11 protein-coding genes and 1 rRNA gene are annotated in these 11,219 nt (G+C 47.4%); 9 read left to right on the forward strand and 3 right to left on the reverse strand.

Going from position 1 to position 11,219, the window contains the following annotated elements; all coding sequences use genetic code 11:
• Positions 1-174 precede the first annotated feature (174 nt).
• Positions 175-1,935, forward strand: a complete 1,761-nt coding sequence (iorA, locus tag LLF78_08610) for an indolepyruvate ferredoxin oxidoreductase subunit alpha (GenBank protein ID MCE5202555.1) — start codon at positions 175-177, stop codon at positions 1,933-1,935.
• A gap of 3 nt (positions 1,936-1,938) precedes the next feature.
• The gene (locus LLF78_08615) at positions 1,939-2,520 is read left to right on the forward strand and encodes an indolepyruvate oxidoreductase subunit beta (protein ID MCE5202556.1); all 582 of its coding nucleotides are present in this window, start codon (positions 1,939-1,941) and stop codon (positions 2,518-2,520) included.
• A 172-nt stretch (positions 2,521-2,692) separates the two neighbouring features.
• On the opposite strand, the gene msrB is transcribed toward LLF78_08615, so the two are convergent.
• The 3 genes from msrB to LLF78_08630 form a co-directional block, all read right to left on the reverse strand.
• Positions 2,693-3,685 (reverse strand): peptide-methionine (R)-S-oxide reductase MsrB, encoded by a 993-nt coding sequence (gene msrB, locus LLF78_08620; GenBank protein MCE5202557.1) that lies wholly within the window; start codon positions 3,683-3,685, stop codon positions 2,693-2,695.
• Positions 3,686-3,750: 65 nt separating this feature from the next.
• The gene (locus LLF78_08625; GenBank protein ID MCE5202558.1) at positions 3,751-4,662 is read right to left on the reverse strand and encodes a hypothetical protein; all 912 of its coding nucleotides are present in this window, start codon (positions 4,660-4,662) and stop codon (positions 3,751-3,753) included.
• Positions 4,663-4,692: 30 nt separating this feature from the next.
• Positions 4,693-5,259, reverse strand: a complete 567-nt coding sequence (locus LLF78_08630; GenBank protein MCE5202559.1) for a DedA family protein — start codon at positions 5,257-5,259, stop codon at positions 4,693-4,695.
• 332 nt (positions 5,260-5,591) lie between these two features.
• On the opposite strand from LLF78_08630, the gene LLF78_08635 reads away from it, so the two are divergent.
• From LLF78_08635 to LLF78_08665, 7 genes are all read left to right on the forward strand, one after another.
• Positions 5,592-6,587: an asparaginase domain-containing protein gene (locus LLF78_08635; GenBank protein ID MCE5202560.1), complete on the forward strand. Its 996-nt coding sequence runs from the start codon at positions 5,592-5,594 to the stop codon at positions 6,585-6,587.
• Positions 6,584-7,882: a 30S ribosomal protein S12 methylthiotransferase RimO gene (gene rimO, locus LLF78_08640; protein ID MCE5202561.1), complete on the forward strand. Its 1,299-nt coding sequence runs from the start codon at positions 6,584-6,586 to the stop codon at positions 7,880-7,882. The genes LLF78_08635 and rimO overlap by 4 nt, the downstream gene beginning before the upstream one ends.
• A complete protein-coding gene (locus tag LLF78_08645; GenBank protein ID MCE5202562.1) occupies positions 7,879-8,367 on the forward strand; it encodes a phosphatidylglycerophosphatase A in 489 nt (162 codons plus the stop codon). The genes rimO and LLF78_08645 overlap by 4 nt, the downstream gene beginning before the upstream one ends.
• Positions 8,364-8,846: a CinA family protein gene (locus LLF78_08650; GenBank protein ID MCE5202563.1), complete on the forward strand. Its 483-nt coding sequence runs from the start codon at positions 8,364-8,366 to the stop codon at positions 8,844-8,846. Before LLF78_08645 ends, LLF78_08650 begins: the two co-directional genes overlap by 4 nt.
• Positions 8,847-8,865: 19 nt before the next feature.
• Positions 8,866-9,435, forward strand: coding sequence for an RNA 2',3'-cyclic phosphodiesterase (gene thpR / locus LLF78_08655; GenBank protein ID MCE5202564.1), 570 nt, complete (start codon positions 8,866-8,868; stop codon positions 9,433-9,435).
• A 58-nt stretch (positions 9,436-9,493) separates the two neighbouring features.
• Positions 9,494-10,627, forward strand: coding sequence for a recombinase RecA (recA, locus tag LLF78_08660; GenBank protein MCE5202565.1), 1,134 nt, complete (start codon positions 9,494-9,496; stop codon positions 10,625-10,627).
• 465 nt (positions 10,628-11,092) lie between these two features.
• A 16S ribosomal RNA gene (locus LLF78_08665) occupies positions 11,093-11,219 on the forward strand; the annotation flags it as partial.

The raw sequence follows: 11,219 nt of genomic DNA on the forward strand, positions 1-11,219 counted from the left end.
GGTCTTGCCCATTTTGACGTTGCTGCATGGATATTGGCCGGACCTTTGGATGAAGACGAAGCCATAGCCCGCGAAGAAAACTAAAATTGAAATATGCATCAATAAGTTGATATTCATTTCCCGATTTAGGCTTCAAGAGCCGGAGTCGGGATTTTTTTAAAAGGGGGCACGTAAATGAAAATGATACTGACAGGCAATGAGGCTATAGCAAGAGGAGCGTGGGAGGCAGGGCTACACGTTGCAGCTGCGTATCCGGGTACACCTTCGACCGAGATACTCGAAAACCTTGCCATGTACAAAGAGGTATATTCAGAGTGGTCTACTAACGAAAAGGTAGCGCTTGAGGTTGCCGCAGGCGCCTCTATTGCAGGTGCGCGTGCTCTGGCTGCGATGAAACACGTCGGACTTAATGTTGCTGCCGACCCCCTCTTTACGCTTGCATATACAGGCGTAAATGGCGGGCTTGTAATAGTGACGGCTGATGACCCCGGACTTTTCAGTTCGCAGAATGAGCAGGATAACCGTTATTATGCCCCACACGCTAAGCTCGCTATGCTTGAGCCTTCAGACAGTCAGGAATGTCTTGAATACGTAAAGCAGGCGTTCGATATTTCCGAGAAATTCGATACCCCCGTACTCTTTCGCGTAACGACGCGTATTTGTCACAGCAAGACTCTTGTAGAAACATCCGAACGCGTTGAAGTTCCCGTCAGGCCATATGAGAAAAATGCTGCAAAGTATGTCATGGCTCCTGCTTCGGCAAAGAAACGCAAATATGTTTTAGAAGATCGTATTCGTGCGATGAAGGAATTCAGTGAAACGACCCCTCTGAACCGCATCGAACGAGGTTCTGGCAATATAGGTATCATAACGAGCGGGATATCCTACAATCATGCTAAAGAAGTCTTCGGGGGTGAGGTATCATACCTCAAGCTTGGATTTACATGGCCGCTGCCTGAGAAGAAGATAAAGGAATTTGCGGCATCAGTGGAGACATTATATGTCATCGAAGAGAATGAAGCATACCTGGAAGATTTCGTAAAGGCTCTTAGTATAAACTGTGTGGGCCGCGAAAAACTTCCATGGATCGATGAACTTACGCCTGAAATCATACGCCGCGCATTCTTTCCCGGAAGTGAGGAGAAGGGCGGATACAAAATCGATGCAGAAGTGCCGCCTCGTCCCCCGGTACTCTGCGCAGGATGTACGCATAGGGGTTTCTTCTATGAAGCAGGCAAGTACAAGGATATTGTTGTCACAGGCGATATCGGCTGCTATACGCTTGGGATGGTCCCGCCGCTTTCTGTCACTGACTCTGTCATCTGTATGGGTGCAAGCGTCTCTAATGGAGTGGGCTTCAGCAAGGCGGTCGAGAAGGCCGGCAGGAAACAGAAAGTATTTGCGGTCATAGGCGACTCCACATTCTTCCATTCAGGGATAACCGGGTTGATCGATGCAATAGTCAACAAAGCTCCTATTGTGGTCAATATCCTTGACAATAGAATTACAGCGATGACTGGTCATCAGGAGAATCCTGGGACCGGGCGCACATTAATGGGCGAACCGACACATCAGGTTGACCTTAAAGAACTCTGTATGGCCTGCGGAGTAAAGGCCCAGAATATCCGTTTGATTGACCCATATAAACTTGATGAGACCAAAGAGGCGATCAAAGCAGGTTATGAAGCCACTGAGCCGTTTGTCATTATTACGACGTCGCCATGCGCTCTGATTAAGGATGTCATCAAAGCACGCGCTGATATGAAGTGTATCGTGGATCAGGATAAGTGCATCAAATGTAAGATGTGTATGAAGGCAGGGTGTCCCGCGATCAATTTCCGCGACGGGAAGATATACATAGAACGAGAATCATGCAATGGCTGTACGGTCTGTGCACAAATATGTCCGAAACATGCAATCTCGAGGGAGGGGTAAAAAATGAAGACAAACGACACAAAAAGTATTCTGCTTGTCGGAGTTGGTGGGCAGGGAACAATACTTGCGTCGAAGATCCTCTCTGAGGGACTTGTGCGTAAGGGTTTCGATGTAAAAATGTCCGAGATACACGGGATGTCACAGCGTGGCGGAAGCGTCACTACTCACGTAAGATTTGGGACAAAGGTCGCTTCTCCTGTTGTGCCTGAAGGTGAGGCGGATGTCCTTGTCGCGTTTGAAAAGGTTGAGGCTGTGAGGTGGCTGCATTACCTGAAAAAAGGCGGTACTCTTGTAGTAAATAACTTTGAGATATACTCGCTGCCCGTCCTTACAGGCGCTGCGAAGTATCCTGATGGCGTCATAGAAAAGCTTCAGGCTGAAGTTCCTAAACTTAAAGTTTTCAACGCTGCCGATATTGCCAAAGGCCTTGGGAATATCAAGGCGCAGAACGTTGTCCTTCTCGGAGCTTTGGTCAAGGCTATGGGGCTCGAGGCCCTTGACTGGGAGTCAGTCCTCAGGGATACGGTACCGCCGAAGCTGTACGAACTCAATGTTAAGGCGTTTAAAGCAGGCTTGAAGCAATAACCACAGCAATAACGCCATATCTGCAATAATATCTGCGCGGGGACTTTCGGAGTATAAATCATACGCCGCCGGACTCCGCGCTTTATATTCATGTCTGTATATACTTGACTTCGTTATAAAGTTTAAAACTGTTTGCAAAGATAAGATGCTGCTATGGGGGCACGGTAAAGGATCAAACATATTTCAGCAGATAGCCGTAGCCCTTTTCTTCCATCTTATCGTATGGAATAAACCTCAAAGCCGCGCTGTTAATGCAGAAACGGGTCCCGTTAGGCGAATCGGGATCACCTTGGAACACGTGCCCCAGGTGTGAGTTCCCGGCGCGGCTTCTTACCTCTGTGCGTCTCATGCCGCAAGAATCATCTTCCAGTGAGATCAGTGTGTTTGCGTCGATCCCTTTTGAAAAAGCCGGCCATCCGCATGAGCTGTCAAATTTATCTTTAGACGAAAACAACGGCTCGCCTGTGACTATGTCAACGTAAATTCCCCGCTCTTTATGGTCCCAGAATTCGTTTTCAAACGGCGGCTCTGTGGCGGACCTTTGCGTTACAGAGTATTGCTGATCTGTCAGCATTTCTGCTATCTTGGTGTCTGCCGGTTTAATATATTTTGCAGGATCTACAATTATTTTGCTGACCTGTTCTATTTCAGTTTTAGTGATGTGACAGTATCCGCATGGATTCTTGTCAAGATAATCCTGATGATATTCCTCGGCCTCATAAAAGGACTCAAGCGGTTTTATCTCAACGGCAAAAGTCTTATATCGGGTCCTTTCTATATCTGCCACATGTTTTACGATAGATTCCGATGCTCTGTCTATATAATAGATCCCGGTCTGATACTGGCTTCCCCTGTCATTGCCCTGTCTGTCCTTTATAGTTGGATCTATCGCATTGAAATATGCAAATAGAAGAGTGTGAAGGCTGACTTCATTTGTTTTATACTCTACCCGCACTGTCTCCCTGTATCCTGTGCGACCTGTGCAGACCATCTCGTAAGTAGGCTCTTCTTTTGAGTGCCCGTTGGCATAGCCGCTTGTAACGCGTATTACACCGGGAATGGACTGCATCAGTTTCTCCATACCCCAGAAACAGCCGCCGGCAAGATAAATAACGCCTGTTCCTTCCTCTTTTACATATGTTTTATCATTGACCGTGCTTTCCATTTTTAACACTTCCTTTTGATTTGGCATGTCGATCCGTGTTTTTTGCCATAAGCGCGGAGTTGCTTTCACCAGAATTTTTTCTTTTTGAAAATCCATAAGCAATAAATTACGATGCATATACTTACGAAGATAACTAGATGGTAACCATAGCGCCACTGAAGTTCGGGCATGTTTTTGAAGTTCATGCCGTACCATCCGGCCAGGAGCGAGAGCGGAAGAAATATAGTCGTAACGACAGTCAGTACTTTCATGACAATGTTCTGACGAATATCTATCTGTGTCTGGTATGCTTCACTTATCTGCAGTGAATATTCCCTGAGCATCTGTGTCTCTTCTCGCAAACGGTGGGCACGGTCAGAAAAAAGTTTAAACAATGGCAAAGCAGATGGACTGAAGAGTTCATTTTCGTCTTCAAGGAGCACAAGCCCTATGTCTGTGAGCTGGGAATAATAGTGAGAACAAGCCAGGATCTCCTTTCTTATCGCGACTATCTTGTAAATAAAACTGTCAAGCTCATCTGCCAGAACAGAAGCTTCAAGCTTTGATAAACGGTTTTCTATGGCTTCCAGGTAACCCAGGTCATTTTCAATAAGCGTTTCCATGAATGTGTAGAAAAAATGCCCGATAGACGGTTCTTTCCAGGCGACAGTTTCGGCAATTTTTTTTATTATCGATTGTGTGAGATCAGAATCATCAACAAATAATACGCCGGTTTTTTTTATACAAAAGGCAAAACTTATACGTTTGTCAGAAAGTTTCTTTCTTGGTACGGAAAATGTTCCGCATAATATATCCTGCATTACTTCAGCTTTGCATGAGTGTATATGCTCGTATCGAGGGATCATTGTGGCGGTAAATCCATCCGGCAGATCCTTGGCTTTATATTCAGCAGATGAGAGCACTGCGATAAAAGGTCCATTCTTAGTGATTTTGTCCTGTGTTATCTCTTCGAGTTGCCTGCCTATTTTATAGTACATATACGCACCCCTGCTCTGTATTTGAAAAGGTCAGTCGTTATTTATCCGCTTCTTCTTATATCTCCAAATGTACACGGCAGTTAAAGCAATAGATCCGGTCACAAGGAAAAATGAAATTTTCTTGATTTCCTGATGTATAAGCTCCTGATTGCTGCCCAGGAAGTATCCTGTGAGGGCGAGTATGACGACCCAAATGCCGGAGCCGAGGGCAGTATATGTGCAGAACTGTCGCATAGGCATCCTGGCAAGCCCTGCGGGCAGGGATATGTACTGTCTGATAACAGGTATCAGCCTGCCGGTGAAGGTGCTGATGTGTCCGTGCCTGGCAAAGAATACTTCTGCTTTGTCGAGTGACTCGTTCGTCACAAAGAAGTATTTGCCGTATTTCTCAAATATAGGCCGCCCCCATTTCAGTGCTATCCAATAGTTGAAAAGCGCACCGAGCATGCTTCCGGCAATACCGGATAATATTACAAGGATAAGGTTCATTTCTCCCCTCCATGCAAGATAACCGGCAGGCGGGACTACTACTTCGCTTGGAAACGGAAAAAAGGAGGACTCAAGAAACATAAGCCCGATAATGCCTGGATAGCCCATTTGCCCTACTACCGCGACAAGCCAGACGATAAGAGAAGAAAAAAGTCCCGATGCGCTTGTTATAAGTGCAGAAAAAATTTCCAAAAATATTTCCTCCAGTATTTTTAACAAAAATCAACAATATTATCCCGAACGGCGAAGAGATAGGGAGTCCGGTCTACAGGCTAACTTTTATAAGATCTCAACATCCCACTGATAAAGATAAACGGAAATAGCGCAAAAGTCTACCTGTTATTTGCCTGTTCATATTTGTAACAAGAGGCGGTTTGCGCTAAAATGCACCATCAGAGAGGCTTGTATTTACCTTTCATATTCTGGATGGAGGAATTCGCTTGGAACCTGCTCCGAAACTTGCTCTTGTGATTGCCGGGAATTTCTCGGGCGAAGAAGAAAATGCAGATCCATGCTCTCTCTTGAACTATCTGCCTGAAGAACTTGTTTTATGCTGTAAGCTCATAAAGTGGAGCTGTCAGCCTAGCAGCCATTATTCTATGCAGCTTACAGTTGAAATGGCAAATATGTTTGAGACCCTTATTGAAGATGGATACACCGGCATAATTATAATCTCCGGAAGCGGCGTTATGGAGGAGATGGCATACATAGCGGATCTTCTCTGGCAGCATCCGCAGCCGGTTATATTTGCAAACCTCATGGTTCAGGGCCGCGCTGGGGTCAAGGAGGGGCTTATGAACCTCCGCTGTTCCGTGTTGGCGGCGCTCTCACCTGATGCGCATGGCAAGGGTGTGCTTGTCTGTTCAAGCGGGGAACTTTTTGCCGCGTCCGAGGTGGTTATGGTAGACCCTACAAGTGAGGACAACATCTTCCAGTCTCCCGAAAAAGGTTCACTCGGAAAGATGCTCAATGATGAAATTAAATTTTTTAGATCTGTACGTCGGCCCGAGTTCCTGGCACACAGGCCGCAGAATCCGGCATTGGTCGATATTTTGTGGGCTTCGATCGGGGGCGGGGAGCGCATAATTTCTATGCTTGCCGACAGCAGAGAGCATCAGGGTTTTATACTGGCTGGTTTTGGAACTGGAAATATTTCTCCTACGTGGATCCCTCATCTTCGCAACATCCTTCGTCGCAGGATCCCGGTCGCAATAGTCTCGCGCTGTTTTCTGGGGCATGTACAGGAGACGAATCATTTTGAGGGCGGTTACTATAAACTTATTGAAATGGGCGTAATGTCGGGAGGAAGGCTTAACCCCTATCAGGCACGCATAAGAATGTCACTCGGCATTGCGGCCGGTCTTACTGACCAGGGGCTTAGCCTGTATATGCTGAATAAGCCTGTAAGCGAAGATTCGCCACTCCTGTACAGATGAAGATATATTGCCTTAGCCTTGGCTGTCCTAAAAACAGAGTTGACAGCGAATGTCTTGCAGGGGAGCTTTGTCGTGCCGGCCATGAAATCGTTGACAATGTTGAATCCGCAGATGTCGGCATCGTGAACACCTGTGGCTTTATTCGTCCGGCAGTTGAAGAGAGCGTAGAAGCCATACTGGACCTTGAACAGCTCAAGCTTGAAGGGAAACTCAAAAAAGTCGGTGTTGTCGGCTGTCTTGTGAACAGATACGACGGAGATCTTGTCAAAGAGATGCCGGGAATTGATTTCTGGGCACAAAGTGAGAGCTGGGGCGAGGTGGTGCGGAGCCTTGGTGGTTCTCCGGCCGACGGAAGATGCCGTTTATCCCTTCCTTCAACTTCAAAATTCACAAGATATCTCAAAATAAGCGAAGGCTGCGATAATAACTGTGCATATTGCATGATCCCAAGCATACGCGGCGGACTGCGCAGTCTTTCGATGGATACAATAATACGCGAGGCTGAGCAGCTTGTACGGGAAGGCGCAAAAGAGCTCTGCGTCATAGGGCAGGACCTCACGGCTTATGGAACTGACGAAGGGCGCCGCAGAAGCAGTCTTATAGATCTGCTGGATACGCTGGAATCATCACTGCCGCGCGATATATGGATACGCCTCCTTTATCTGCATCCGAGCCGCGTGACGCCGAAGCTGCTGGAGCGCGTCGCAAATGGAAGGCAGATACTCCCATATCTTGATATACCGGTGCAGCATGGTGACAGACGTATACTTGCTGCGATGAACCGAGGAATTAACGAAGATGAACTCATCTCTTTATTTAAGACAGCAAGGGACATAGACTCTGACTTTGCACTTCGCACTACGCTTATGGTCGGCTTCCCTGGAGAGAAAAAAAGTCATTTCAACAACATGATGAAATTTGTTGAGAACGTTCGTTTTGATCGTATGGGGGCATTTTCTTTTTACCCTGAAGAAGGCACTAAAGCTGCTCTGATGGCAGGGCAGGTCTCGGACGCTACAAAGAAGAAGAGGCTTGGAATGCTAATGGCGCTGCAGGAGGAGATCTCTTTTGAGCGCCAGCAGCTCTTTATCGGAAGAGAAATGGACGTCTTGGTTGAAAATGTGGATATTGCCGACGGATTTGCCGAAGGGCGCAGTTTTCGCGAAGCGCCTGAAGTTGACGGTCTTATCGAGATACGTAACATCAGGACAGATGTTAAGGAAGGGGACATTATAAAGGTATGCATGACCGAAGCGATGCCGCATGATATGGTTGGAGAAGAGGTAGTCAGATGATACTTATCCCTGAGATGAGGACATGGTATGGAATTATAGCGACATTTGGCACACTAGGCAGATTCAGCAAAATGCCTGGGACTCTTGGGTCAATGGCGGCGTGTGTTATATGGCTTTTATGCGGCGGACTATCACTGTGGGTGATCGCCGCTGTAGCTGTGACAGGCATATTTGCCGCGGATAAATATGAGAAGGCCGTAGGGCGCGCAGATCCGGGAGAAATTGTCATAGATGAGGTCGTAGGCTTTTGGGTAGCATGCTGGGGTTTTGATCTTACCTATGCCATAGTCGCACTCTTTCTGTTCAGGATAATCGACATTACCAAGCCATTTCCGGTAAGTCAGATGGAAAAACTTCCTGGCGGCATAGGGATAATGGCTGACGATGTCATAGGCGGGATCATTGTTAACCTGCTGCTCAGAGGGATACACTGGGTCTTCTTTGAGGGCGGAATGCAAGTCATATATGGGTTGATCGGCCGATGAACCGGGAGGTGTTTGAACTGGCGGAGAAACTCGTCACATATGCGTCGGCAAAGAAAATAAAAATCGCATTTGCCGAGTCATGTACGGGAGGGCTCATCGGTGCGACTGTTACAGATATTGCGGGGTCGTCGAAAGTTTTTCTGGGATCCGCGGTCGTCTACTGTAACAGCGCAAAACAGAATATTCTTGGGGTCAGCGGAGATGTACTTGCTAAACATGGAGCTGTCAGTTTTGAGTGCGCTGTCCAGATGGCATCAGGAACCCGCAGGCTTTACTGCTCAGATGTTGCCATGAGCGTTACTGGCATTGCAGGGCCTGACGGAGGAAGTTTGGAAAAACCTGTCGGTACGGTCTGGTTCGGATACGCTTCTGATAAAGAAGAGGGTGCGTTTGTAAGGCATTTTTCCGGGAGCAGGAGAGATATACGCAACGCAACCGTCAGAGAAGCACTTTTATATTTAACAGAGAACATGTTCTGAGATGGGAGGAAATGCTTCTTTGCAAGCCGGAGTTCTCATCCGCACATTTATCTGTATAAAAATTCCTGATGACCATCGTAAAATTCTCGCGGGCTGGATAGATTCCCGCAGGCGCGAATTGCATGAAGTGCGCTGGACAGATCCGGATATAATGCATATCACTCTAAAGTTCTGCGGAGAGATATTGCCTGATACCTTAAATCTTCTCTCTGATAACCTTCGGCTTATTAAACACAAAGGACCGTTCTCCATATCGATCGATGGAATCGGCGGTTTTCCGGATCTTGCCAAACCGAGGGTTATATGGACAGGCATAGAAGGAGACATCCCCAGGCTTAAAGAACTTCAGAGAAACGTAGAGAACGCGGCATATCGCGCCGGGATACCTAAAGAAGAGCGCCCATACAGTCCGCACATTACACTGGGGCGTCGCAACTCCACGATGCCGATCCCGGATTCAGCAAAAAAAGCCATGGAATCTGATGTGCTGATGTTAGAGCAATGGACGGTGGAAGAGATGTTTATAATGAGGAGCATACTGTCGTCGTCAGGTCCGCGATACACGCCTTTGGGGCTTTTCAAAATATAACATACTGTTATAATTAAATGAAATCAATTAGTAACAAATATAAGCGGGAGGTAGACACATGGCAAAAAAAGCAGCAGTGACCAGAGAGGATATCCTTGAACAGGCACTTGGAGAGATAAGAGGAAAATTTGGTGACGGAGCTATAATGCGCCTTGGTGATGAAGTCCAGCACGCTGTTGAAGTTATCTCGACCGGCATCCTGCCTCTCGATGTTGCCTTGGGTATCGGCGGAGTGCCGCGCGGGCGCGTTGTTGAGATATTTGGTCCAGAGGGTGGCGGTAAGACCACGATAGCGCTTCACATCCTTGCTGAGGCTCAGGCGGCAGGGGGTATTGCCGCATTCATTGACGCAGAACACGCACTTGACCCGCGCCTTGCGGCTTCCCTAGGAGTTGATACTGCAAACCTGTACCTTTCTCAGCCCGATAGCGGGGAGCAGGCGTTTTATATACTTGACACTCTTGTTCGTAGCGGAGCACTTGACCTGGTGGTTATAGATTCTGTGGCAGCTTTGACACCTCAGGCCGAGATTGATGGCAAGATGGGGGAAGGCAGTACCCAGATGGGGCTTCATGCGCGCCTTATGTCATACGCCCTTAGGAGGCTTACCGCTGCAATCTCCAAAAGCAACACGACCGTCATCTTTATAAACCAGCTCAGAGCACAGATAAGCACCGGTTATGGAGGCGGTCCTACTGAGACTACCACAGGAGGACGTGCACTGAAGTTCTATAGCTCTGTCCGCATAGAGGTAAAACGCGGCAAACAGCTTACACAGGGAGATACCGTAGTAGGCCATGAACTCTGGATAAAAGTTGTAAAGAACAAACAGGCTCCGCCTTTCCGGACGGCGCATGCAACGCTCATCTACGGCAAGGGTGTACCCAAAGCTATGTCTGTGCTGGACATGGCGATAGATAGTGAAGTTGTAAAGCGTAAGGGCTCGTGGCTCGCGTACAAGGGCGAGACGCTGGGGCAGGGCAAAGAAAGTGTAGCTGCATATTTTATGGAACATCCCGAGCTGATGGATGAGGTGACGAAAGAAGTCCTTCGCAAAGTAGCGGAAGGTCTGGGCTTACTCGATAAACCTATCCATGATGATGATGATGTGCCAAGCCTCGAAGATTCAGTGGAAGCTCTGCTCGAAGAGGGGATCCTGAAACTCGACATAAGCGAAGAAGCCGAAAATTAGAGTTGTTAACCGGCGATATTTGCTGAAATTCAAAAGCTCAAAAAGTTTTTTTAGATAAAAACGGAGGGATCTTCTGCGTAAAAGGATCCCTCTGTTTTTATTTGTAAGCCATGTATTTTACCTTAGCTACTATATTTCAATTTAAGTTTCTAATTATATACAACAGCTGCATTAAATCTATAAATATTGACAAATTGTATTTGTTGACAGCAGAGGGGATTCTATATAGAATATCTTTTGCACTCTGCGGAGCAGTTCGCATGAGAGCGGGCACCATGACAAAGGGATAAAGGGCAAAGCAAAAGAGCGAAGGGCGTTGCAAGACGTTCATCGGACAGGAAGCGCGAGTGGAAGCCGGCCCCCCCGGCAGGCGGAAGCGTAAGCGGACCTGAAGTAAATGAAAAGCTAGCGACTGAGACATGTCAAGGTGAGTAAGGATACCGAGACATGGAAGCACACCGGAATCAAACGGAGAGTTTGATCCTGGCTCAGGACGAACGCTGGCGGCGTGCTTAACACATGCAAGTCGAACGGGAGTATAGAGGGAGCTTGCTTTTGATATACTCTAGTGGCGGACGGGTGAGTAACGCGT

Source organism: Synergistaceae bacterium (assembly GCA_021372895.1).
Taxonomy (GTDB): Bacteria; Synergistota; Synergistia; order Synergistales; family Synergistaceae; genus JAJFTP01.

Coding starts and splice junctions, on each gene's coding strand:
- iorA (MCE5202555.1), top strand. CDS start 175: ATGAAAATGATACTGACAGGCAATGAGGCTATAGCAAGAGGAGCGTGG.
- LLF78_08615 (MCE5202556.1), top strand. CDS start 1,939: ATGAAGACAAACGACACAAAAAGTATTCTGCTTGTCGGAGTTGGTGGG.
- msrB (MCE5202557.1), bottom strand. CDS start 3,685: ATGGAAAGCACGGTCAATGATAAAACATATGTAAAAGAGGAAGGAACA.
- LLF78_08625 (MCE5202558.1), bottom strand. CDS start 4,662: ATGTACTATAAAATAGGCAGGCAACTCGAAGAGATAACACAGGACAAA.
- LLF78_08630 (MCE5202559.1), bottom strand. CDS start 5,259: ATGGGCTATCCAGGCATTATCGGGCTTATGTTTCTTGAGTCCTCCTTT.
- rimO (MCE5202561.1), top strand. CDS start 6,584: ATGAAGATATATTGCCTTAGCCTTGGCTGTCCTAAAAACAGAGTTGAC.
- LLF78_08645 (MCE5202562.1), top strand. CDS start 7,879: ATGATACTTATCCCTGAGATGAGGACATGGTATGGAATTATAGCGACA.
- LLF78_08650 (MCE5202563.1), top strand. CDS start 8,364: ATGAACCGGGAGGTGTTTGAACTGGCGGAGAAACTCGTCACATATGCG.
- recA (MCE5202565.1), top strand. CDS start 9,494: ATGGCAAAAAAAGCAGCAGTGACCAGAGAGGATATCCTTGAACAGGCA.